The organism is Mangrovimonas sp. CR14 (assembly GCF_011764015.1).
Classification (GTDB): Bacteria; Bacteroidota; Bacteroidia; order Flavobacteriales; family Flavobacteriaceae; genus Mangrovimonas; species Mangrovimonas futianensis.
Genome location: NZ_JAAFZY010000005.1, coordinates 257,983 through 284,621, shown reverse-complemented (window position 1 = coordinate 284,621; position 26,639 = coordinate 257,983). Strand labels below are relative to the sequence as shown.

The 26,639-nt window shown below is 36.4% G+C and carries 16 protein-coding genes and 1 tRNA gene; 12 read left to right on the top strand and 5 right to left on the bottom strand.

The window, feature by feature from the left end; all coding sequences use genetic code 11:
• Nucleotides 1-137: 137 nt before the first annotated feature.
• The 7 genes from GZ212_RS12090 (at nt 138) to GZ212_RS12060 (ending at nt 7,092) form a co-directional block, all read left to right on the top strand.
• On the top strand, nt 138-668 hold the full coding sequence (locus GZ212_RS12090; RefSeq protein WP_053971785.1) for a DUF4199 domain-containing protein: 531 nt from the start codon (nt 138-140) through the stop codon (nt 666-668).
• A gap of 41 nt (nt 669-709) precedes the next feature.
• Complete coding sequence (locus GZ212_RS12085) at nt 710-1,660, top strand: glycosyltransferase family 2 protein (protein WP_166960581.1); 951 nt, start codon at nt 710-712, stop codon at nt 1,658-1,660.
• Between the two features lie 68 nt (nt 1,661-1,728).
• Nucleotides 1,729-3,456 (top strand): phospho-sugar mutase, encoded by a 1,728-nt coding sequence (locus tag GZ212_RS12080; protein ID WP_053971783.1) that lies wholly within the window; start codon nt 1,729-1,731, stop codon nt 3,454-3,456.
• A 4-nt stretch (nt 3,457-3,460) separates the two neighbouring features.
• Nucleotides 3,461-5,287, top strand: a complete 1,827-nt coding sequence (locus tag GZ212_RS12075; RefSeq protein WP_166960578.1) for an ABC transporter ATP-binding protein — start codon at nt 3,461-3,463, stop codon at nt 5,285-5,287.
• A 292-nt stretch (nt 5,288-5,579) separates the two neighbouring features.
• On the top strand, nt 5,580-6,119 hold the full coding sequence (locus GZ212_RS12070; protein WP_166960575.1) for an RNA polymerase sigma factor: 540 nt from the start codon (nt 5,580-5,582) through the stop codon (nt 6,117-6,119).
• A 33-nt stretch (nt 6,120-6,152) separates the two neighbouring features.
• A complete protein-coding gene (locus GZ212_RS12065; RefSeq protein ID WP_166960573.1) occupies nt 6,153-6,653 on the top strand; it encodes a hypothetical protein in 501 nt (166 codons plus the stop codon).
• Nucleotide 6,654: 1 nt separating this feature from the next.
• Complete coding sequence (locus GZ212_RS12060; RefSeq protein WP_157492123.1) at nt 6,655-7,092, top strand: hypothetical protein; 438 nt, start codon at nt 6,655-6,657, stop codon at nt 7,090-7,092.
• Nucleotides 7,093-7,118: 26 nt separating this feature from the next.
• Here the strand turns inward: GZ212_RS12060 and GZ212_RS12055 are convergent, their stop codons facing one another.
• Nucleotides 7,119-8,168, bottom strand: coding sequence for an oxidoreductase (locus GZ212_RS12055; protein WP_166960570.1), 1,050 nt, complete (start codon nt 8,166-8,168; stop codon nt 7,119-7,121).
• 375 nt (nt 8,169-8,543) lie between these two features.
• Here GZ212_RS12055 and GZ212_RS12050 point away from each other — a divergent pair, with 375 nt between their 5' ends.
• From GZ212_RS12050 to purL, 4 genes are all read left to right on the top strand, one after another.
• Entirely contained in the window at nt 8,544-9,758 is a 1,215-nt protein-coding gene (locus GZ212_RS12050) for an RsmB/NOP family class I SAM-dependent RNA methyltransferase (RefSeq protein WP_166960567.1), read from the top strand.
• Nucleotides 9,759-9,763: 5 nt separating this feature from the next.
• Nucleotides 9,764-11,650: an endonuclease gene (locus tag GZ212_RS12045; RefSeq protein ID WP_166960564.1), complete on the top strand. Its 1,887-nt coding sequence runs from the start codon at nt 9,764-9,766 to the stop codon at nt 11,648-11,650.
• Between the two features lie 66 nt (nt 11,651-11,716).
• Entirely contained in the window at nt 11,717-12,577 is an 861-nt protein-coding gene (locus tag GZ212_RS12040) for a fructosamine kinase family protein (RefSeq protein ID WP_166960561.1), read from the top strand.
• Nucleotides 12,578-12,679: 102 nt separating this feature from the next.
• Nucleotides 12,680-16,345, top strand: a complete 3,666-nt coding sequence (gene purL, locus GZ212_RS12035) for a phosphoribosylformylglycinamidine synthase (protein ID WP_166960558.1) — start codon at nt 12,680-12,682, stop codon at nt 16,343-16,345.
• 194 nt (nt 16,346-16,539) lie between these two features.
• Here the strand turns inward: purL and GZ212_RS12030 are convergent, their stop codons facing one another.
• The gene (locus GZ212_RS12030; protein ID WP_166960555.1) at nt 16,540-17,106 is read right to left on the bottom strand and encodes a hypothetical protein; all 567 of its coding nucleotides are present in this window, start codon (nt 17,104-17,106) and stop codon (nt 16,540-16,542) included.
• A 386-nt stretch (nt 17,107-17,492) separates the two neighbouring features.
• Nucleotides 17,493-17,567 (bottom strand) — tRNA-Pro (locus GZ212_RS12025).
• Nucleotides 17,568-17,809: 242 nt separating this feature from the next.
• On the opposite strand from GZ212_RS12025, the gene GZ212_RS12020 reads away from it, so the two are divergent.
• Nucleotides 17,810-19,579 carry a long-chain fatty acid--CoA ligase gene (locus tag GZ212_RS12020; protein WP_166960552.1) on the top strand — a complete coding sequence of 590 codons (1,770 nt, stop codon included), beginning with the start codon at nt 17,810-17,812 and terminating at the stop codon, nt 19,577-19,579.
• A gap of 88 nt (nt 19,580-19,667) precedes the next feature.
• Here GZ212_RS12020 and GZ212_RS12015 read toward each other — a convergent pair whose 3' ends face one another.
• Nucleotides 19,668-22,085, bottom strand: a complete 2,418-nt coding sequence (locus tag GZ212_RS12015) for a T9SS type A sorting domain-containing protein (RefSeq protein ID WP_166960549.1) — start codon at nt 22,083-22,085, stop codon at nt 19,668-19,670.
• A 322-nt stretch (nt 22,086-22,407) separates the two neighbouring features.
• Nucleotides 22,408-26,574 carry a T9SS sorting signal type C domain-containing protein gene (locus GZ212_RS12010; protein WP_166960546.1) on the bottom strand — a complete coding sequence of 1,389 codons (4,167 nt, stop codon included), beginning with the start codon at nt 26,572-26,574 and terminating at the stop codon, nt 22,408-22,410.
• Nucleotides 26,575-26,639 lie beyond the last annotated feature (65 nt).

The window sequence follows — 26,639 nt, the reverse complement described above, 5'->3', positions numbered from 1 at the left end:
TCAAAAATTCGAGGTGCAAATTTAAGTATTTTTATATTATCTGCAATAATTTTTACAAATTTTATTTTTAAATTTTTCTGTAACGTTTTGCTATCTTTGTTTACTAACTAGCGTTAATCAACTAAATCCCTAATAAAATGGAAAAATCACTTAAATCTATTTCAATAAATAATGGCCTTGTTTTAGGGCTTATTTTGTCTGTAATAACCGTATTAATTTACGCTGTAAATTTAGATCTTTTTACAGAATGGTGGCTAGGTATTCTTCTCTTTTTATTAGCGGTAGGCTATAGTACTTTCTCTGCTATTCAAGTCAAAAGAAAGTCTGGAGGCTATTTAACTTTTAAAGAAGCATTTAGCTCCTATTTTATAACCATAGCCATTGGAACAGCCATTTCATCAATTGTGGGCATTGTCATTTTCACCTTTGTTGATCCAGATGCGGCCAAATATTTAAATGAGCAAATATTACTACTCACCAAACAAACCATGGAACGATTTGGAGCTCCACAAGATGTCATTCAAGAAGCCTTGGTAGAAGCTGAGAAAAAGGACAATTTCTCCTTGGTTGCACAATTACAAGCTTATGTATGGAGAATTTTATTTTATGGTGTTATAGGGGTTATAGTGGCCTTAATCGTCAAAAAAAACAATCCTAACGAAGAATAATTTTCTATTTTTGAATCGGATTCCAAAATCAAGGAAATTTAATGAACATATCGGTAGTCATACCTCTTTTAAATGAAGAAGAATCTTTAATTGAATTATATGATTGGATTGCAGGCGTTATGCAATCCAATCGCTTTTCATACGAAATCCTTTTTATTGATGACGGCAGTACTGATAGATCGTGGGACATAATCAATCAGCTTTCTAACAATAATTTACAGGTTAAAGGTATTCAATTCCTTAAAAATTTCGGAAAATCCCAAGCTTTACATGCCGGTTTTGAATTAGCACAAGGCGATGTCATCATTACCATGGATGCTGATTTACAAGACAATCCTGAAGAAATCCCTGAGTTGTATGATATGGTTCAGAACCAACATTATGATATGGTTTCGGGATGGAAGAAAAAAAGATATGATTCCGTCATTTCAAAAAACCTCCCTTCCAAGCTTTTCAATTGGGCTGCCAGAAAAACATCAGGCGTCAAATTGCACGATTTTAACTGCGGACTGAAAGCTTACAAGAAAACGGTTGTAAAAAACATTGATGTCAGTGGTGAAATGCACCGCTACATTCCCGTTTTAGCAAAGACGGCCGGCTTTTCAAACATCGGCGAAAAGATAGTACAGCATCAAGCTAGAAAATATGGTCAGACCAAATTTGGTATGGATCGATTTATAAATGGTTTTTTAGATTTAATCACTATTTGGTTTTTATCTCGATTTGGTAGACGTCCCATGCATCTTTTTGGCGCTTTAGGGGTGTTGATGTTTGCTATAGGATTTGGGTTTTCATTGTATTTGGGAATTGATAAATTATTTCTTCATCCGCAGGGAAGACTCATCACCCAAAGACCTCAATTTTATTTGGCACTAGCCACAATGGTCATTGGAACTCAGTTTTTTGTTGCCGGGTTTTTAGGAGAACTCATTTTAAGAAACCGACCAGATAAAAAACGCTACCTCATTAAGGAAAAATTAAATGTACTTTAGGTTTTATATCCTATAACTCCATAAGCCAAGGTAATTTCTTATTTTTACAAAAATAAATTGAATCAATCATGACACACTTTGAACCTGAATTACTTGACAGAATAAACACATGGTTAACCCCATCATTTGACAAGGAAACCCAAAAAGAAATCAAAGATTTAATGGCTTCAAATCCTAAGGAGCTGGAAGAAAGTTTCTATAAAGATTTGGAATTTGGTACAGGTGGCATGCGAGGTGTCATGGGATTAGGAACTAACAGAATCAACAAATATACCTTGGGTAAGAACACACAAGGGTTAAGTAATTATCTACATAAATCATTCCCTCAAGGAGGAATCAAAGTAGCTATTGCTTATGATTGCAGACATAATAGCAAAACTTTAGCCAAGGTAGTAGCTGATGTGTTTTCGGCTAATGGAATCAAGGTTTTTTTATTTGAGGATTTAAGACCAACTCCCGAGCTATCATTTGCAGTTAAGTATTTAGACTGTCAATGTGGTATCGTGCTCACAGCTTCCCACAACCCACCAGAATATAATGGTTACAAGGTTTACTGGCAAGATGGCGGACAATTAGTCCCTCCCCAAGATGGTGAAATTATAGAAGAAATCAATGCTTTGGATTATTCGGAAATTAGGTTTGGATCTAATTCTGATTTAATACAATATATAGGAAAAGATGTGGACGATGCCTTTATCAAAGCATCTGTTGAAAATGCCAATTTCACAACAGAAAAGGCTAAAGACAATTTAACCATTGTTTTCACTTCCTTGCATGGGACATCCATCACAACCATTCCTGAAACCTTAAAACAAGCCGGATATAAAAATGTTCATATTGTGGAGGAACAGAAAGTCCCTGATGGCGACTTTCCAACGGTAGCATCGCCAAACCCCGAGGAGCCTGCTGCCTTAAAAATGGCTTTGGAATTGGCCCAAAAAGTCAATGCTGACATAGTTATTGGTACAGATCCAGACAGTGACCGCTTAGGAGTTGCCGTGAGAAATTTAAATAATGAATTGGTTTTGCTAAATGGTAACCAGACCATGGTTGTCATGACAGACTTTTTATTAAACCAATGGAAAGAACAAGACAAGTTGTCTGGCAAAGAATTTATAGGCTCTACTATTGTTTCAACTCCTATGATGCAAGAGCTCGCAGATGCATATGGTGTTGAGCTAAAAGTAGGATTGACTGGCTTTAAATGGATTGCCAAAATGATAAAAGATTTCCCAAACCAAAGTTTTGTAGGAGGCGGTGAAGAAAGTTTCGGATTTATGGTTGGCGATTTTGTTAGAGATAAAGACGCTGTGACTTCAACGCTACTTGCCTGTGAAATAGCTACTCAAGCTAAGGCTGAGGGTGGTTCATTCTATGAAAAATTACTTTCCCTTTATGTCGATCACGGATTTTATAAAGAACGCTTGATTTCCATGACCAAAAAGGGAATTGAAGGCGCCCAAGAAATCAAACAAATGATGATAGATGCTCGAGAAAACCCACTTAAAGAAGTTAATGACAGCCCTGTTACTAAAGTGGAGGACTACCAGCTATCGGTTTCCAAAGACATGGCTACGGGAAAAGAAACATCTATTGATATTCCAAAATCCAATGTATTGATTTATTATACTGAAGATGGAAGTAAAATCGCATTAAGACCAAGTGGGACAGAACCAAAGATCAAATTTTACATCAGTGTCAACGGAAAACTGGACAATGTGTCAAATTTTGATAAAGCGGAACAAAAATTGGAAGCGAAAATCGACGCTATTCTAAAAGATATGAACCTGAATTAAGTGAATGGATTACCTTAAGAAAATACTCCGGTTTGCGATACCTTACAAAAAATACGCATTTTTAAACATCATATGTAATATTTTTTACGCTTTATTCAGCGGATTGTCCTTTGTGGCCTTAATCCCCATGCTGGATATTCTTTTCAATCCCGAGGTAACTAAACAGGAACATGTCAAACCTGTATATACAGGCATAGGGCATATTAAAGATTATTTCACGGATTACATGAACTATAAAATAAGTGATTTGGTTGGCTCAGACAATTCCAAAGCACTTTTAATAGTTATAATCCTTGTTATTTCCTTATTCCTTCTAAAAAATTTATTTAATTATCTCGGACTTTATTTTGTAACATATCTTAGAAACGGTGTTTTGAAAGACATACGAAATGAAATGTATGAAAAAACCATGGCTCTCCCCATTTCCTTCTTTTCAGATCGAAGAAAAGGAGATATAATGGCGAGAATCACAAATGATGTGGGAGAGGTACAAAATTCTCTTTTAGCTGTTCTTGAGCTCATCATAAAAGAACCTATGACCATTGTTTTTACGATAGGATTCATGATGATGCTAAGTCTCAAGCTTTCTCTATTTGTATTCATTTTCATTCCTATTTCTGGAATTATTATTTCGGCCATTGGAAAGCAATTGAAAAAACACTCCAATTTGGTTCAAAAAGAACAAGGTGTATTTTTATCTATAATCGATGAAACTTTGGGAGGCCTCAAAGTGATTAAAGGATTCAATGGAGAAAGTAATTTCTTTAAAAAATTCACAGATTCCACATACCGCTATTTTAAATATAACAACAGGTTAGCACATAGACAAAATTTAGCTTCACCTACTAGTGAGTTTTTAGGTATCGTTACAATTGCAACGCTACTTTGGTATGGGGGAAATATGGTATTCAACAAAACTTTGGATGGCTCAACATTTATTGCCTTTATGGGTCTTGCCTACAACATACTTACACCCGCTAAAGCCATTAGTAAGGCAAGTTATGGAGTGAAAAGAGGGAATGCCGCGGCCGAAAGGGTTTTGGAAATTTTGGAAACAAAAAACCCAATGGAGGATAGTCCTAATGCTACCATTAAAAAAGAATTCACAGACAATATATCCTTAAACAACATCACTTTTAAATATGAGAAGGAAGCGGTTCTCAAAAATTTTAATTTAACCGTACAAAAAGGGAAAAGTGTTGCTTTGGTTGGTCAATCTGGAAGTGGGAAAAGCACCATTGCCAATTTAGTAACCAGATTTTATGATGTTCAGGAAGGTAATATTTCAATTGATAACCAAAACATTAAAGATATCACTAAACATTCTTTGAGAGGTTTAATGGGGCTTGTCACACAGGATTCGATTTTATTCAATGACTCTGTAAAAAACAATATACTTTTAGGCAAGGAAGATGCTACCGATGAAGAAGTCATTGAAGCTTTAAAGATTGCCAACGCCTGGGAATTTGTTAAAGATCTTCCTCTGGGACTCGATACCAATATTGGGGATTCTGGAGCTAAATTATCTGGTGGTCAAAGACAGCGATTAAGTATTGCTCGCGCCGTACTTAAAAATCCTCCGATAATGATTTTGGACGAAGCTACTTCTGCGTTAGACACAGAAAGTGAAAGATTGGTGCAAGATGCTCTAGAGAAAATGATGCTTAATAGAACTTCTATTGTCATAGCCCATAGGCTTTCAACTATTCAAAATGCTGATACTATTGTAGTCATGCAAAAAGGTCAAATCGTAGAACAAGGGAATCACTCCGAATTGATGCTTAAAAATGGTGTTTACAAGAAATTAGTGGACATGCAAAGCTTTGATTAAGAGAAAATTTATAATGATATAAAAAAAGGACCAGTTAATTCTGATCCTTTTTTTATATGGTAACAGTTAGACTTGGGGCCGCCTAACGGTCATTTAAGTAGGTTGGTGAAACAAACATAAGGCAATATTTCGTTACAACCAAGAAAAATTTACGTTTAATCGATTTTTTTTGCGTTTAATCGGTATTTATTTATACAAACACCTGTTTAACAACCTATTGACTTTTAATAAATATTTAGCATTAGTTCATTAAACTTTTGATACATTCCATGGTCTTATTAAAAAGAATTTTTTGAAGACCGAAGAGATCAAATTAGTTAAGTCATTGCAATCCCAAAATGATGCTGCCTTTAAGGAATTAGTCACCCTTTACAAGGAGCGTCTCTACTGGCATATTAGACATATCGTAAAATCACATGACGATGCTGATGATGTCCTTCAAAACACCTTTATCAAAGTATTTCAAAATATTAAAAACTTTAAAGGAGATAGTAAGCTTTATTCATGGATGTACCGTATTGCGACAAATGAATCGATTACATTTATCAATCAAAAAGCAAATAAACTTCAAATGAGCAATGAAGAAGTAACGGCTCTTGCCATCCAAAATATGAAGTCGGATGTGTATTTTGAAGGAGATTCCATTCAACTGCAATTGCAGGAAGCCATAGCCAAATTACCAGAAAAACAACAATTGGTTTTTAACATGAAATATTTTCAGGATATTAAGTACAAGGATATGGCCGAAATTTTAGATACTAGTGAAGGCGCATTAAAAGCCTCTTACCATATAGCCGTTAAAAAAATAGAAGAATATTTAACTCAAGATTAAACCTTTAAAAAGATTTGAAGTCAAAAATAAGGTATGGAATTAAATAAATTACATAAAACTCAAAATGGTCCTTTTAAAGTTCCTCAAAATTATTTTGAAGAACTTGAAGAGCAAGTCATGGACTTGACCAATCTGAAATCTAAGATTTCAGATTCTGGTTTTCAAATCCCTGAAAATTACTTGGAACATTTTGAAGTTCAAGTCCCTACCCATAAAAACGAACAAGCCCCTAAAGTTATTTCGCTTCTCAATAGAAAGGTTATTATTAGTACCATCAGTATTGCTGCCAGTGTATTGATTTTAATGAACCTTTCCATTTTTCAAAAAAATGCTGTTACTTTCGGGGATATTGATACCCTAACCTTGGAAACCTATCTCTTAAATCAAGAAGATAAATTACAATGGGAAACAATGGTATCTGATTATGATGAACTTTCATCCTCTATTTTAGAGCAAGTTGTCAATGATGACCAATTGGAGGATTATTTATTAAATGCAACAGATATTGAAGACCTTATTCAAGAAGAACAATAACATGAAACGACTAATAATTTTTATTTTCTTTCTAATGACAGTCGCTTACACTCAAGCGCAAAAAATGGATTGGGAAAAAATTAAAACCCTTAAGGTGGCATTCCTCACCGAGAAGTTGAATTTATCTAAGGCAGAAGCAGAAAAATTTTGGCCTATTTATAATGACTTTGAAGAAAAGTTCAATACCCTCAGAAAAAAAATGTCTGATTCCCGAAATTTTGAAGGAATAGAGACTCTATCAGAAAGTGAATCTAAAAAACGTCTAAGGGAAATAATTGCCCTAGAAAAAGAGAAACATGACGCTCTTGAAACTTATGTAAACGACCTGCAGAGTGTCTTATCGGCCAATAAAATTTTATTACTTAAAAAGGCCGAAGATGAATTTAGACATAAAATGTTCAACGAATTCAAGAAACGTAGACACCAAGGACAAAACTAAAAAAAGCAGCTTTTAAGCTGCTTTTTTTATTCCTTAAAAGTCAGTTTACTTATCCTACCTCTACCGGCAGCATAGGCTATAGAGTCATTTAAAAAACGTATCGTATAAAAGCCATCATCGCTTAAGTGATTCCAACTACTACCACCATCATTGGAGAAATCAATACCCTTAAAACCTATGGCCACTAATTCCTTCCCCTCCCTATTAGGTACATACTGCACACAGCTTCTATAACCTGGGCCTTCATTTGCACCAATCAATTCCCAAGTTTTACCACCATCTTTAGTTCGTATTTTATTGGCTGTATTTTGATCGGGCTGGGTATAATCGCCACCTATGGCCAAACCGTTTAAGGCGTCATAAAAATCCATAGAATAAATGCCTTCCGTTTCCTTTTCCTTGACAATAGGAGTATCATAAACCTCCCAAGTATGTCCTTTATCTGGTGAGTAATAGACACGTCCCATAGTCGTAGCCACCCAAGTTTGGTCTCCCACAATAGCAATGTTTGTGTTACTTGCCGCAAAGGCGCCTTCATTTGCCATTCCGTTTGGTAGAAGATCACACGGTATTTTAGTCCAAGTGTTACCTCCGTCTCTGGTGATAATGATACTTAGACAATCATCGGTGGCATCACCAATAGCGATCCCTTCATTTGTGTTCCAGAACTCCATGGAATCATAAAAGGTTTTTGGATCGTCTTCTTCATAAACCAGCTCCATCTTACCCGCATCTCCCGTTTTAAATAGCAATCCCGGACTCCCCACACTCATAATAAAAACATCAACACCATTATTTGCCATACTTCTGAATTCCAATGATAATGAATCCTGATTTACCTGAGATCGTAATACTTCATCTTTACTGATGTTGTACAAACCATAAGTATTATTGTTCGCTGCAAACGCAACACTATTTACGTCCATAATATCTATGGCTCTAATACTCAATGTGGAATCTTCCAAAATGGGTTCTGCAACAACGGTTGTAAAACTCCTAGGTTGGATTGGTTTCTTTTTTTCTTGACAACCAACAGCAAAAACAAACAGTATACCAATAAACACAATAACTTTCATATTCAAAATTTTGTCTAAAAATAGAAAACTTCCGAGAACCTAGGATATCCCAACAGACTTAAAAACAACTAAAAATCTCGCTTGGGTCGGTTCTCTTCATCAGAATGGATTTTGTTACATGTTGCCTTTTTCCGTCAATTTTGCTGGTTATGATACAAATCACCAAAAAACATCTTCCATACATTATCCATACTCTATCCATACCGAAGCCATACCGTAACTCAAGAGAAACCTTATTTTTTAATCCCAAAAAGAATTGAGCATCTATTTGTTTTAATCCTCAGCATTTTCTTAATATTTCTAGATACAACTCGTTAAGCATTCCATTATATATCAACCAATAAAAACATTACCTTTGCTCCCTAATTTTTTATCATGCGATTACATCGAAATCTTTGCTTTGCCGTTATAGATGGCCTTACCAAAATTTTTAATGAAGGAGAATATGCCGATAAGGTGATACAAGAACTTTTAAAGCGTGACAAACGCTGGGGAAGTCGGGATCGCTCTTTCATTGCAGAAACGACCTATGATATTGTGAGATGGAAACGCTTGTATGCTGAAATAGCTGAAGTTAAAGAACCTTTTGATCGTGATAACCTTTGGCGTATGTTTGCGGTTTGGGCTACTTTGCGGGGTATCAAGCTTCCAGATTGGAAGTATTTTGAAGGCACACCGAGCCGAAAAATTAAAGGGAAATTTGATGAGCTTTCTAAGATTAGAAAATTCAGGGAATCCATTCCCGATTGGTTGGATGCCCTAGGTGAAAAAGAATTAGGAGAAGCTTCATGGAACAAAGAATTGGCTGCTTTAAACGAACAGGCTGATGTGATTTTAAGAGTCAACACCCTTAAAACCAACATCAAAGACCTACAACTTAAACTTCAGACCGAAGGCATAGAAACTGAAACTATTTCCGGCTTTCCTTTAGCATTAAAACTAAAGGAACGAGCCAATGTTTTTGCTACCGAGGCTTTTAAAAATGGTTGGTTTGAAGTACAAGATGCTTCCTCACAACTAGTTGCTGATTTATTGGATGCCCATCCAGGCATGCGCGTTGTCGATACTTGTGCAGGAGCTGGAGGTAAAAGTTTACATTTAGCCAGTTTAATGGAGAACAAGGGACAAATCATTTCAATGGATATTTATGGTAACAAATTGGCTGAACTTAAACGTCGAGCCAAACGCAATGGCGCCCATAATATTGAAACCCGAGTCATTGAATCTACTAAAACCATTAAAAAATTATATGATAAGGCAGATCGCGTTTTGATTGATGCACCATGTTCCGGTTTAGGTGTTTTGAGAAGAAACCCTGACGCCAAGTGGAAATTGGAACCAGAGTTTTTGGATCGTATTAAAAATACCCAACAAGATATCCTTCAGAATTATTCCAAAATGGTCAAAAAAGGTGGCAAAATGGTTTATGCTACCTGTTCCATTTTACCATCTGAAAATCAAGAGCAAGTTGACAGATTCTTAACATCGGAATTGGGAAAAGACTTTACCTTTGTTGAAGACCATAAAATTTTATCCCACACCTCTGGTTATGATGGGTTTTACATGGCTTTATTAGAAAGAAAAAAATAAATTGAATGAAACATATTTACCTTTTTACATTTTTACTTATCTCTCTTTTTGGTTTCTCCCAAGAACCGGCTGGATATTATGATTCGGCAACAGGAACCGGATTTGAATTGAAATCACAATTAAAGGCCATCATAAATAATACGAATGATGGACTTGATACTGAATATCTTCATAATGCCCAAGACTACAGCGCCATGGATGCCTTTATTGCTGACAATGACCTGGATGTTTATGATAGCTATGAAAATGATAATTCCATTTTAGATGTCTATTCTGAAAACCCTTCTGGAACAGATCCATACAATTTTACTCCTGTTACCAATGAGTGTGGCAATTATTCTTCAGAAGGTGATTGTTACAACAAGGAGCACGTCATCCCCAAATCGGTTTTTGACGACGCAATGCCCATGTATAGCGATGGCCACAATTTATTACCTACGGATGGTCGTGTTAACGGCTTCAGAAACAACTACCCCTTTGGAGTAGTTGACGACAATCAATTGGTGTCCCAAAGTGGTATTTCGAATCCGACCATGAACGGGTCAAAATTGGGAGGAAATCTAAACAGTGGTATTTCTGCTGGATATACTGGAACTGTTTTTGAACCTATTGATGAATTTAAAGGGGATATAGCCCGTATTTATTTCTACTTTGCCACACGATATGAAGATCAAATAGATGCTTGGGGAGCTTTTGATATGTTTGATGGAAGCAACAACAATGTTTTTGCTGAACCGTTTTTAGCCATTTTATTGAATTGGCATAACAACGATCCTGTTTCCCAAAAAGAGATTGATAGAAATAATGCGCTTTTTATCTATCAAAACAACCGAAATCCCTTTATCGATCACCCAGAATTTGTAGCTCAAATATGGAGCAACACTACAGATACAGAAGCTCCTTCTGCCCCATCCAATTTGGTAGCAAGCAATCCAACTGACAACAGTGTTGATTTAAACTGGAACGCGTCAACAGACAATGTTGCTGTGACGGTTTACGATATTTACATAGATGGCGTCTATGCCTTTTCAAATGCTACAACAAGCACAACTGCCACTTCTTTGAGCCCAAACACCACCTATTGCTTTACGGTAAAAGCCAAAGATGCTGCTGGTAATGAATCGGTAGGAAGTAATGAAGTTTGTGAATCAACAACCAATAATGGATCTTCTGGAGGCGAAGATTTATTCTTCTCAGAATACATTGAAGGAGGAGGCAATAATAAAGCCCTTGAAATAGCCAATTTCACTGGCGTCAGTATTAACGATCTTTCTATGTATACCTTGAAATTAAGCAGTAATGGTAACAGTGGTTGGACGGCAACTTATAATTTCCCTGCCAATGCCCAAATAAACCAAGGAGATGTTTATGTTATTGCCAACGGAAGCGCAACTATATGCTCTTCAGAATATGATGATTTGAATAACACAATCACCGGGTTTAATGGAAATGATGCTATTGGTTTGTTTAAAAATGATGTGTTGATAGATATCATCGGTACGTTGGGAGACGATTCAACATTTGCACAAAATACCACTTTGGTTAGAAAATCTACAGTAAGTGGTCCTTCAACAACTTTTGACCTGAATGAATGGGATTCTTACGCACAAGATACTTGTGATGATTTGGGAAGTCATACCCAAACTTTGGGAACTACAGAGTTTACTTCAAACACAATCAAAATTTACCCCAATCCGGTTTCTGGCAATACTCTTAATATCGATACCAACAAAACCTTTGATTATAGTATCTATAACATACTTGGAAAACAGGTTTTGAAAGGAATTAGTAAAACAGGAACCATCATGGTACAAAATCTCCCTCATGGTATTTATATTTTAAAACTCAACATAGAAGGACAAAGTGTTACCAAAAAATTAGTAAAAAAATAAAACTCTTATATAAATTATAAAAGGCTATCATTGTTTGATAGCCTTTTTTGTTTATTCGTTTACACTATGAATTCAAATTTTAAATTCTTTATTGAAAACATTCTCCAGAAAGACATAAAACAATACCTAGCCATATCTGGTGGTGATATTTCTCAAGCATTTAAAATTGAAACCGATTCTGAAAATTATTTTTTAAAAAGCCACCAATCCCCTCAAGCTTTGCATATGTTTCATGCTGAAAAACTAGGTTTGGAATCAATCGATAAAACCAACACCATAGCTACCCCTAAAATTATTGCTTGCGATCAATTTGAACATCGTTCATTTCTACTCATGGAATTTATTGAAACAAAAGCACCAACTAGTAAAGACATGTCCTCCTTGGGAAAACAATTGACTGCATTACACGAAACAACTTCAAAGTCATTTGGATTAGATTCTGATAATTTCATCGGTAGTTTACCTCAATCTAATCAAGAACACCATAACTGGAAAGACTTTTATCTTCAAGAAAGGTTGTTACCTCAATTACGATTAGCTAAGAATAAAGGGTTATTAACAAATAGTGACTGTCCTCCCGAAAACCAAATGAGCATAATTCTGGAGCCCTTATTAAAAAATGTAACCCCATCCCTACTTCATGGCGACTTATGGAGTGGTAATTTTTTAATTTCAGAAAGTGGCACTCCCTACCTTATTGATCCTGCCATTTATTATGGAGACAAAGAAGTAGATATTGCTATGACCAAATTATTTGGAGGTTTTGGAGAACATTTTTACGAAGCTTACTATGAAAGTGATGCAGCATCCTCAAAATCAGAATTAAAAATAGAGATTTATCAATTGTATTATTTACTGGTTCATTTAAATCTTTTTGGTCGCTCCTATCATGGATCGGTAGTTTCCATTCTCAAAAAATACTTTTGAAAAGCTGTTAATAATCCAATTAAAATTTAAAAAAGGAGCATTATCAATCTAAAATAAAAGCGTATTTTTGCCCTTTTAAAACACACCTATAATCGACATATAATGATTCATTTCTTTGGAAACGCAAACAGCACCATTTTTGCTGTTCAAACAACAAAAGAATTATCGACAGAAACCATCTCCAAGTTGGTTTGGTTATTTGGCAACCAACCTAAAATAGAACAAGCATCTTTGGATGCTTTTTTTGTTGGACCGCGTGCGGCCATGATTACGCCTTGGAGTACCAATGCTGTTGAAATCACTCAAAACATGGGGATTTCAGACATCATTCGAATTGAGGAATTCGAAGCTGTTTCTGAAGACTTCAAAGGGTATGATCCAATGATTTCAGAAAAATTCAACGGATTAAACCAAGAATCATTCACTATAGATATCAAGCCAGAACCTATTCTGGATATTGAAGATATTGCGGCTTACAACATTCAGGAAGGGCTTTCTTTAAGCGACGAAGAAGTCGCTTACTTAGAAGGTGTTTCTGAAAAAATTGGTCGCCCGCTAACCGATTCTGAAGTGTTCGGTTTCTCACAAGTAAACAGTGAGCACTGTCGTCACAAAATTTTCAACGGAACTTTTGTTATTGATGGAGAAGAAAAACCGACATCATTATTTAAAATGATTCGTAAAACTTCTGAAACCAATCCTAACGATATCGTTTCAGCATATAAAGACAACGTCGCTTTTGTAAAAGGCCCTGTTGTTGAGCAATTCGCTCCTAAAACAGCTGATAAGCCAGACTTTTACGAAACTAAAGATTTCGAATCTGTTATTTCATTAAAAGCAGAAACACACAACTTCCCTACCACTGTTGAGCCATTTAATGGAGCTGCTACAGGTTCAGGAGGTGAAATTCGTGACCGTTTAGCTGGTGGAAAAGGATCCTTACCTTTAGCTGGTACTGCGGTTTATATGACGTCTTATTCACGTTTGGAAGAAAACCGTCCTTGGGAACAAGCTATGGATGAGCGTAAGTGGTTATACCAAACCCCAATGGATATCTTGATTAAAGCGTCTAATGGTGCTTCAGATTTTGGTAACAAATTCGGTCAGCCGTTAATCTGTGGTTCGGTATTAACATTCGAGCACGAAGAAGATGCCAGAAAATTAGGCTTCGACAAGGTAATTATGCAAGCTGGAGGTATTGGTTACGGTAAAGCCGACCAAGCCTTAAAAGCAACACCTAAAACTGGTGACAAAGTAGTTATCCTTGGTGGTGAAAACTACCGTATTGGAATGGGTGGTGCTGCGGTATCATCGGCTGATACTGGAGAATTTGAATCAGGTATCGAATTAAACGCCGTACAACGTTCGAATCCTGAAATGCAAAAACGTGCTGCTAACGCGGTTCGTGGTATGGTAGAAAGTGATGAAAACTACATTGTTTCTATCCACGATCACGGTGCAGGTGGACACTTAAACTGTTTATCTGAATTAGTTGAAGAAACCGGTGGACACATCGATTTAGATAAATTACCTGTAGGAGATCCTACTTTATCTGATAAAGAAATTATCGGTAACGAATCTCAGGAACGTATGGGATTGGTCATTGCCGAAAAACATATTGAAACCTTACAAAAGATTGCCGATCGTGAACGTTCACCAATGTACACTGTTGGAGATGTTACTGGTAATCACCGTTTCACATTCGAATCTAAAACCAACGGACACAAACCAATGGATTTAGCCATGGATGATATGTTTGGAAGTTCTCCAAAAACATATATGCATGACAAAAAAGTAGCTCGCAATTATGCCGATGTTGCTTATAATAAAGAAAACTTCTACGATTATTTAGATCAGTTATTACAATTAGAGGCCGTGGCTTCTAAAGACTGGTTAACCAATAAAGTAGACCGTTGTGTTGGTGGAAAAGTAGCCAAACAGCAATGTGTTGGACCATTACAAATTCCATTAAACAACGTTGGTGTGATGGCCTTAGATTATAAAGGTAAAGAAGGAATCGCAACCTCTATCGGTCACTCACCTATTTCTGGATTAATCAATCCGGTAGCAGGAAGTAGAAATTCAATTACTGAAGCGTTAACCAACATCATCTGGGCACCATTAAAAGACGGTTTACAAAATGTGTCTTTATCGGCAAACTGGATGTGGCCTTGTAAAAATGAAGGTGAAGATGCACGTTTATATGAAGCTGTTGAAGCGGTTTCTGAATTCGCTATCGATTTAGGTATTAACGTGCCAACCGGAAAGGATTCCTTATCAATGAAGCAAAAATATCCTAACGAAGAGGTTATTGCTCCTGGTACGGTAATCATTTCAGCTGCAGCCAACTGTACAGACATCAATAAAGTGGTTGAGCCTGTATTCCAAAAAGGTGCTGGCGATGTATATTACATCAACTTATCACAAGACAACTTTAAATTAGGAGGAAGTTCATTTGCTCAGGTGGTTAACAAAATTGGTAACGACACACCAAATGCTCAATCTGCTGCTTACGTTAAAACCGTATTCAACACCATTCAACAATTAATTCTTGACGGACAAATTGTTGCAGGTCACGATGTGGCTTCTGGTGGTTTAATCACAACGTTATTAGAATTATGTTTTGCTGATAATAATTTAGGAGCAGAATTAGATATCACAGCTTTAGCTGAAAACGATTCATTTAAAGTGTTGTTTGCTGAAAATGCTGGTTTAGTCATTCAGTCTAAGGATGCTTCAATCGAATCTGTTTTATCTGCTGCAAATATTGAATTCTTCAACATTGGAAAAGTAACAGAATCTGATGTACTGAGCATCATCAACGCAACAGATGTATTTACCATGACAGTATCTCGTTTACGCGATATGTGGTACAAAACATCATTCTTATTAGATCAAAAGCAAACGGCTAACGGTTTAGCACAAGACCGTTACAACAACTATAAAAATCAACCATTACAGTACACCTTCCCAAGTCACTTTACAGGGAAACTTCCTGTAATCGATGCGAGTAAGCCAAGACCAAAAGCAGCGATTTTACGTGAAAAAGGAAGTAACTCTGAGCGTGAAATGGCCAACGCGATGTACTTAGCTGGATTTGATGTGAAAGACGTTCACATGACCGATTTAATTTCTGGTCGTGAAACCCTTGAAGACATTCAGTTCTTAGGTGCTGTTGGAGGCTTCTCTAACTCTGACGTTTTAGGTTCTGCTAAAGGTTGGGCCGGAGCTATCAAATACAACGAAAAAGCGAATGAAGTGATTAAAAACTTCTTCAAACGTGAAGATACCTTATCGGTTGGTATTTGTAACGGTTGTCAGTTATGGATGGAATTAGAATTAATTAACCCTGAACATGAAGTTCATGGTAAAATGGTTCATAATGATTCTCATAAACACGAAAGTTCATTTACTTCAGTGAAAATTCAGGAAAACAACTCGGTAATGCTTTCAAGCCTAGCAGGAAGCACTTTAGGGGTTTGGATTTCTCATGGAGAAGGTAAATTTAACTTACCAGAATCTGAAGACCAATACAACATTGTTGGAAAATACGCCTACGCGGAATATCCACACAATCCTAATGGTTCAGATTACAATACCGCTATGCTATGTGATACAACAGGTCGCCACTTAGTAACGATGCCTCACATCGAGCGTTCTACCTTCCAATGGAACTGGGCATACTACCCTAGCAACAGACAAGACGAGGTTTCGCCTTGGGTTGAAGCTTTTGTGAATGCTAGAGAGTGGATTGAAAAACATCAATAGAATTAGAAAAAAGGAGGAGCCTAAAAAGCTCCTTTTTTTATTTGTGATTAAAGACAATCAAAAAGTATTGACTTCATCAATTTCAATGGTTTAAATTTTAATTGTAAGCTCCTTTAATCATTTATTCTTTTTGACTTCAACAATAATGTGTCAATTTGGATACTAAACCTTAAAAAATAACAAAGAATCCCCATTCAATTCAAATCTCTCCAAATGGCTTTGCCATTCTCACCCGACGTTGGAGGGAAGCCTTCTCTCCCCTTTATGTGCCAAAAAATGTATTCCATTTTATATTCGTTAATTCTACCCTCATTAAATTCTTTTGATATTAACTCGCTTACCTCAGGGAAAAATTCACGAGGTGCATGTACAAAAATCATATAGGCTTTAGCCTTGTAAACACCTAAGCGCTCATTACTTGGAAATCCATATGTTTTAGTTAAATCTATTAATTTTTGAGTATTAGAATGATCAACCAATTGAATTTCCTGCATAAGTTGTTCTATATCATTTTTATAGCTAACATATTTCTCCCCTAATCTTTCAGTCAGGATTCGTTCATTTTTAACAAACATAAAAGTTTGAGGTGCTACATCATACAAAGAATCTATTTCATACAAACGCGTTCTATTTCCTTGATCAAGCAAATACATACTATCTATTATCTTATTTAAATTCTTTATATCATCATCATTCAAATCATATTTGTTGGTACAACAAAAAATTAAAAGAGCTAAAAGGGTTAATACTGGTCTAGGCATTTTTTAATGAATATATAAATGAATTTACGAAATTGATTTATGACAAGAAATTTATGATTGTTCTTTTAATCAAACCTATTTTCATTTAATCCATTCTTTAAATAAAATTACTAATTCATTAAATCAACATATGAACTCGAGATAAATTAGGGCAGAACAGAAAATTTAAAAGGCCAAGAAACAACAATAGCTCTCAATGAAATTAATGTTTATAAAAAAAGTCCAACACTACACATGTTGGACTTCATTTCGTCGGGATGACAGGATTTACAGAATCGATTTGTCATCGCTTATGTTGCAAATTAAAGCGTTGCTTTAATTTCATATAAAGCAAAAAGGCTAATTTAAGAAAGTAAACTTTCTACATTAACCTTTGCTTTAAAGTGTCGGGATGACAGGATTTGAACCTGCGACCACACGGCCCCCAGCCGTGTACGCTAACCGGACTGCGCCACATCCCGAATTATAGGGGTACAAAAATAAAGTTTCATGTCACATTTTTATGGTTTTTATCAAGTTTTTTTCGAAAAAAAATCCTGATTTAAAAAATTGTTTTAACTGCCTTTATACTAACCTTTTGTTAACTTAAAAATTTTACACTCTCATTATTATTAATTTTAGAATTTATTCGCCAAAATAAAACACATTTGTAAATATGCATTAATTTCATAATTTGCAGAACTTCAATTTTTCTATAGAACAAATGACAGATATAACCAGACTTTTCGATTTTCCTTATTATCAGTTAGAGACTTACAACCTAAAAGAGGCTCTTGTAACCAAGTATGATGAGGTCTGGACTCCTACCTCAACACAAGCCTATATTGATCAGGCAAATGCAATAAGTAGAGCACTTCTCAAGCTGGGAATTCAAAAAGATGATAAAATAGCTGTTATTTCTTCGACAAACCGAACAGAGTGGAACATCATGGATATTGGTATTTTGCAAGTTGGTGCACAGAACATACCTATTTATCCAACCATTTCAGCTGAAGATTATGAGTATGTACTCAACCATAGTGAATCAATCTATTGTTTTGTTTCTGATGCAGATGTTTTAGCCAAATTAAATCAAGTAAAAGGTAACACCAAGCTGAAAGAAGTATACTCTTTCAATCACATTGAAGGATGCAAACATTTTTCAGAACTACAAGAGTTAGGGAAAGACCCAATTAATCAACCGGAAGTAGAGGAACGAAAAAATCAAGTTCATGAAGATGACTTGGCAACCATCATTTATACCTCAGGCACAACCGGAAGGCCCAAAGGAGTTATGTTAACTCATAAAAACATTGTAAGTAATGCTTTAGATAGTGTTCCTAGGTTACCTATATCGGGTGCAGGCACCAGAGTTCTCAGCTTTTTACCTATTTGTCACATTTTTGAGCGTGTCTTAATTTACATTTATCAATATATGGGTGCCACCATTTATTTTGCTGAAGGTTTGGATAAAATTGGAGATAATGCGAAAGAGATCAAACCTCATTTAATGAGTGTGGTGCCACGTCTACTGGAAAAAGTGTACGATAAAATTGTTCACAAGGCTGAAGAATTATCTCCTTTAAAACAAAAAATATTTTTTTGGGCTGTAGGTCTTGGAGAACAATGGGAACCTTATCAAAAGAACGGATCTTGGTATCACTTCAAACTTAATTTAGCTCGAAAACTCGTTTTCAGCAAATGGCAAGAGGCTTTAGGCGGTGAATTAAGCACTATGGTCTCTGGTAGTGCGCCTTTACAACCTAGGCTCATACGCATATTTTGTGCAGCAGGTATGCAGGTTATGGAAGGTTACGGGCTTACAGAAACGTCACCTGTAGTAGCCGTTGGAAAATATGCTGACCATATGTTTAAAGTTGGAACAGTGGGAATTCCTATCCGTAATGTAGAAGTCAAAATAGCAGAAGATGGTGAAATCCTTATAAAAGGCCCTAATGTGATGAAAGGCTATTATAAAGACCCTGAAAAAACAGCTTCTGTCATGACAGGTGCGTATTTCCATACGGGAGACAAAGGAGAAATTGATTCTGAAGGTTTCTTGAAAATCACGGGACGTAAAAAAGAAATGTTCAAAACCTCGGGCGGAAAGTATGTTATCCCTACCCTATTGGAAAATGAGTTAAAACAATCTCGATTCATCGAACAAGTCATGGTGATAGGTGAAGGCCAAAAAATGCCAGCTGCCTTGATTCAACCCAATTTTGAATTTATCAAAGAATGGATCAAATTCAAAGGGAAAGCCATTGACCCAACCAATGATGCCATTTATACCTCTAAAGAGGTCATTGACAGGATCCAACAAGAAGTAGATAAATGCAATTCCAAATTTGGAAAGTGGGAGCAAATTAAACGCTTTGAACTTACCCCAGATGAGTGGTCTATTAAAGGAGGGCATTTAACACCTACCATGAAAATGAAAAGAGATATTATCTTAAATTTATATAAAGACCTTTATGATAAGATTTATAATTAATTCTTGATCAAAACCATTACATAAAATAACAAAGGGTTCCATTAAATATGGAACCCTTTTCATTTAACCAATTCATCAATATAGATGTCTATTTAACTATCAATTTCTTTGTTGAGACCTCTCCTATATGAGTAATAGTTACAAAATACATTCCTGAGGGTATATGACTTAACGCTAGTTCAAATTTTGAAGCTCCCAAAGCATTTATGTCTTTGACATACACTACCTTTCCTGTAACGTCCAATACTTTAATCTCTAAAGATTGATTAATATATTTATCTAAACGTAAGGTAACCTGTCCATTGTTGGTTGGATTAGGGTATAAGGACCAATCCTCCTGATTTAATAATTCAGTTTTCAATGGAGTTGCAAATCTAGAGCTTGCAATTTGATCGTTTGGACAACCCCAAGACACCAGGTATTCCCATTGGGTTCTGGATCCACTTCCACAAGACACACTAACATCTGAAGAAACATCAAAGAATATGGTATCCCCTGTACTTTCAACACTTACCTCTGAAAGGTTTGTTGTGTATGGACTATTGCTATTGAACAGAACGGTAGTGCCATCAGAATCTAAAATTCTGAGTTCATCGTAGTAAGTTTCAATACTTCCGGACATAAACGCGACATGCACTGGTGAACCATCTGTACTTGTATAAGAGAACTGATTGTTTTCACTATTTCCATAACAGTAAGTTTCTACAGATTCGTACCCACAAGGAACAAAACAATTGATATCATAATTGAGGGACACATAACCGCGAGTACTACAACTTGTACTCGAGTCTGATTGAATCATTACAGATATGGTATCACCGGTACTTACAAAAGTTAATCCAGCCAAAGACCCATAATTTCCATAGCCATTATACAATTGAGTAACACCATCTGAATCCAAGACTATGAACTCATCCCAATTGTTTTCAACATATCCAGTGTTCACAACTATTTCCAAAGGAAGCCCTTCTGAACTTGTATAAGTAAACATGGTTGTATCATTGTCAGAATAACAATATTCATTATTTAAAGTAGTCCCACACGATACCATAACTGGAGAAGTATCTAAACATGAAACGTTAAGATTGTAATCGCCCTCCGAATTATCTCCAGTGACATAAATGTAATATAGGACACCTACTTCGGCATCAAAACTTATTTTTGAGTTCAATCCTTCTCCAGCATCATTATCTGCATCCACACACTCCAAGGCATCACAGTTACCTTTAAAAAGCCCTAGCCGAGTGTCATACCCAGAACCATCAGTATCTACCGTTACTTTGATATTTGGGTCGTTAGTTTGATAAGTATACCAAACCCCACCTGATTGTCCTAAATCATTATAATCACAATACAAACCTTCATTTATAGGAGCTCCTACTGTACTTCCCAATACAGTCTCCTCACACCCTATTGGCAGTGCACTGTAGCATGGATTTTCCATAGTGGTAAAACTATATGTCGTACAACCGGTAGCAGTACCGTTAACATTATAAGGAGTGACCGTAATAAAATAGGTTGTGTTATACTCAAAACTACCTCCATCATAATTTAGGATATTCCCAACATCAAAGCCATCCAAAACATCTGTTCCTCCAGAAGTTGTACCAATGGATACATAATAACCATCAACTATTCCTGAAGCCTCTGTCCATGAAATTTCTTGGTTTATGGAAGTATCTACTGCTTCATTTAAAGGTGATACAAGAGTAATATCACATGCTGGGGGTGTCTCACAAGTAATGCTATCACATCCTCCAAGTAAATCGCCATGGGCCAAATGATTTTCTACAGCATTAGCAGACACACATAAAGTAGAATAATTGCCTTCTTCATCTACATGGCAAATAAGCACTTTGCCATTGTTAACATTATTGCTACAAACCACATCAACTAATAATACCGTGGCTGTTTCACTTATGGTTTCATTGCCATCAGTTACCGATACGGAATAAGCTGTTGCTTCTGAAGGACATACTGAAATGGTTTGGGTGGTCTCTCCTGTGCTCCATAGTATATTATAGTTACTCGAACCTCCTCCAACATTTACCGAAAGATCCACGCATTCCGAAGGAGCATACCCCTTATAAACTGTATAGCAAGACTCTTCCATACTAACGCTTAACGGCACATAGCATAAGGAATTCTCAATATTAATTTGATGTGCAGAATCACCAGACCCCAACAACGTGTTATTGTTGTCATAGATTTTATAGGATACTTCTCCTGGCCAATACCCGCCTCCATTCCAAACGGTTGTAATTTGGGAGCCATCAGTTACCGGAAAGTACACCGCGTAGGAATACCCCCCTCCTTGATTTCCGTAAAGCTGAACATGATCCAAAACTACAGCTCCATCAACCAAAACATCAATGGTATTTCCATTCCATCCATCACCATAGGAATCTATCATTACCAGTTTAAATTCACATTGATTTTGGGCATAAATTGAATAAGAAAATGTCAAGCAAAGTACAGCCAGACATAACAAAGTAAATCTTTTCATAAAAAAAATGTTAGTGTTAATAAAATAGACCTCTTTTGATCTGTGTTAAAAGGTCTTTGTTGTGAATTGAAAAAGTGATATGCCATTTTGAAACTCCGTCATATGGGAATTAAGGATTTTCTCAAATAAGGCAATCGCATGTCTCAATCACTGAAGTAAAAATAGCCTTGGGAGGCTGAAAAAGACAAGAAAAGCACTACTGCAAAACTACTAAAACTGCACGCCACAGTGGGAATTTAGAGGATTTCTTACTGCATTTAAAAATTTCAACAGATGACTTGCATATTTTCCAGTTATCATGACATAGGGTAAAATTTGCACCTTATTTGAGTTTTACTTTTTTTCTTCTTTCGAAACCACTTGACAAAACAACTTTCACAAAATAAACTCCAGAAGTCACAGCAGTTTTATTTAAGATTAGCTGATGTGCATTAACATTATTTCTATTCATTATTACCTTACCTAAAACATCATAAACAGTCACATTTGAAATTACCTCATGGTCCGAACTTATTTTGATGTATTCTCCCTGCGGAGCAATGATTGCTATGCTTTCCAAATTAAATTCTGGGTTGGTTAAAGTGTACTCGGTAAATCTTAAAATGAATCTATCATTGAGCAAGCCCGAGTTACCAGAAAAACTATATGGAGCCTGTTTTAAATCGTGAATGGTATTTAAGTAAGTGTCCTCTAAATAAATGCTTTGATCTTCCTCAATAAACAGACCATCTAAAGAGTTAATGGCAATGCTATAAATATCGTTCTGTGGTAAATACATACCAAGAGGAATGGTATCATCCTGATTAAAAGGATATAAACGCCCCTGAATTGACAATTTATCATCGTTATTGATGGAGTAGAAACTTAAATCGGTAGAGGTTACCTCTAGGCCATCATACAAACGGTCAAAATCATTTGTGGCTCCTTGTATATACCCTAACAATAAAGAAACTGCAACATTATTTGAATTAGAAAGATTCAACCAAATTCTATGGCGTTCCATCGTTGTGGTTTCCTCTGTATTGTAAGGGTCTTGATAGTTGTTATTTGCTTGATTCTGTTTAAAAAAGGTACTGTTAGTATATTCTGACGAATAGGTTCGCATACTATTATTGAAAGTGACTGTTGCACTTAAAACAGTTGAACTATGGTTCATCAAAACAAAAAAACCTTGACCAGAAGCAATATGCAAATCATCATATCCAGGTGGGTTGGAACCTGAACTATTATATTCTATATAATTGTCCTCCGAGTAATTATAGGCATAATCTTCATAAAAAGGATCTGCAGTTTCCGCGCTAGGTAACGACTCATGCTGCCAAAGGTATACGGTACCATTAATATCCGTGTTATAAGCCATAAAGGCATCAGAAGAAATAGCCGAAGGATAAGGATTCCCAATTAAATTCCAATTATCATCATCATTATAGGCTAAGGTCCCCAAAGAACTATTTCCTTGATAACCTGGGTCTCCAGACTCCTGGTAGCCTCCCTGTTGAATAGGCAGTGTAATAACGCCATTATTTGCTTCACCAGAAAACAAAACAGTATAGGGAGTTACAGGAATTTCGGTAGCCGGAGTTAGATTATTGGAAACTATTTCAGGAGTACCAGAAAGCCCTCTTATGATATACCCTTTTCCTGTAGTCATCATACCTGAGGCATTTTCCCAATAGCCATGATTACCCACTCCATACCCTGGTACGGTAGGATTCCATTCAAAAATTAAGGCTGAACTTGTCCCAGGAGAAACGTCACCCACATTAAAATCATTAACAGGACTTGACCAATACACATATTCCAAACTATTAACACTTGTAAAGTTGGAATTTGGAGCCCGTTGCACAAATATATTGCCCGTATTCTCATTGTTGTCATCAATTTGAATAAGGCTCGCGTTGTTTTTAATATTAAAAACAGCGCTTCCTTGAACATCAATCCATTTATTGATAATCAACTCCGAATTATCAAGCTCTAGATAAGCATTATCCTTTAGTGTTAGACTAAGTCCATAACCTGGTTGAATCGTATTAGAATTTGAAGGATATTCTAAAATGGGGTTATTTGGAGTTGTTGTATGGTCAGGAATTACAATGCAATCTTCCAAAGTAGGAACTTCATTGAGAGACCAATTCTGTGCTAGGTTCCAATCGGTACTTACAGAACCATTCCAAACAGCACAGCAACTCACCTCTGCTTCCCAGCCACTTAATGCTGTAGAAATATCGGAAGTAAACACAAAGGTAAGACAGCCATCAGCATTTGTTGCAGTAATGGACTCCCCTACAAGGTTAGCAGTCCCATCGGTAGGGGATTGATAACAAAACCCATCTGTTCCTGTCCCCAATCCTAAACTTGCAGGAGTTATTTGAGGAAACGAATCATCAGGTCCATCATAAATTCTCAAATTATCGAAACAAAAATTAGCTCCTGCCCCTTCTACTTGAAAACTCGTAAAAGTAACCGTTACATTAGAGCCTTCAGTTTCTGGGCAAATAGTAACACTACGGCTTTCATTGTTGGAATAATTTCCTGAAACCCCACCAGAATCATAAAAACTATCACCACATTGAGGAGGACAACTTAATTGAAAGGTGACATCATTACTTGTGGTTGTTTCAGTGTCCAATAGTATGTAATAGGTTATGCCCTCGGTAAGTGTGAATGTATTACTGCCTTGGTCATTACCATCCAAATGAGCCAAACAAGTCCAATTGTTAGCATGACACCCATCACTAGCTTCTTTGAATAAATAGTTAATATGGGAATCACTACCCGATCCCGAAGTTGAAATCTGGGTGATACTATATTCCGCAGTGACAGTAGGTGTAAAAGTGTAGAGTGCTTCCTGCCCCTCAAGATCCCATGACCCACAAGGATTATTATCAAAAAATCCAGTCCCTCCAGTTATAGAAACTGTTTCCATGGTACCACATGACAATTCTGGAATATTGGAGGTGTTTGAGCAAGGTGATACCAATGGAATGGTACATATCTCAAAACTCGCATGGTAATCTCCAGCGCTAGAGGTCATCACTTGAACATAATAAGTGTTCCCTGGCGTTAATCCGGTGGCCGTACTATTGTTAGGAAATGAGCACAGTGGCATACTGGTCAGGTTACCACAACTACCTTCGTATATGGCATGGAACAAGCTGTTTGTATTTCCAGAGACATTCTCAATATTAATAGAATGGGATGTCTCTTGAGCTACGAAACTAAACCAGATATCATCATCATCTCCGGATGTATTACAATTTGCACTATTGATATTGGAATCTGTTGCAAAAAGCGTATTACCATAAGCACTTATGCAATCACCAGAAATATCCAATGCTATGGCATTACAAGGATCATCATTTAAAGGAAGAGTCCCAACACAAATATCAAAATCAATAATTGTAGGTTGTTGACTTAAGGTGCTGGAATCTGCCCAAGAATACACTTGCACAAAATATGTTTGACCAACGGAAAGCCCTGTTACCATGCTATCATTGGGATTGGAGCAACTTCCCGAAACCATATTTAAAGAACCACAGGAATTGCTATAAACGGCATGAACTAAATCCGTGTAAGTTCCAGAAACATTTAAAAGACTTATACTGTGAGCAGTAGAGGTAGCAACAAAGCTAAACCATACATCGTCATTTGGATTTCCTGTAGCACAATCACTTACCCCAGATTCTGTAGCAAACGTTAACGTTCCTGATGTTGTGAGGTCACAGGAATTATCTGGATTGACACTTACGGCTACAGCACTAGCACAATCATCATTTTCGGGGGGTGTGGGTGCCGTTGAAGTTAACGAGATATTATCAAGTCCCGCAGGCGGATTGGTTCCTATAGAACTATCATTGCGCCATTCAAAAACCATCCTAAAGGTAGTGCCAGCATATGAGGATGGAATGGTTACGGCTTCACTATTCCATGTAGATTGACCTCCATAATTGGTTTGACCAATACTTATTCCGCCACTATTTCCGACTGTTATTTGCGTGCCACTATTAGGAGTAAAGGATACTGGAACCAACCAGACTCGCATATAGTCAAAACCTGACTCGCCCCTACTGATCCAATCAAATTGCAACTGAATGAAAGTTTCCCCTGCAGGTATTGAAATATCTCGGTATATATGAGAAACACTTGAGGTATTATTTGTATAAGTGTGAGACGGGGTGGCATTTAAAGGATTATTGGATACATAAGCAGCTCTAGCCCCAATAAAACCCAAATTAGCACCAGCATTACAAACCCACTGATTGGTTTGAGAACTGTTGTTCACCCAACCATTAAGTTCAAAGGATGTACCCGTTTCAAAACCTCCATCACCCAGAGGATCTATCAATGTTGTTTGGGAAAATCCCAAATTGGCAAAAAATAACATTCCTAAAATAAAAAGGAATTTGAATTCGAGACATCTACCACAGTTTGCATTTGAGGGAGTTGAAAAAGAAAGGTATTTCACTGCTTTAAATTTACTATCAATCATTAGGCTTTTAATCAACACGATACCGTTCCTCCTTTGTGCTTATTTCTATTTTTTCTACTGACATC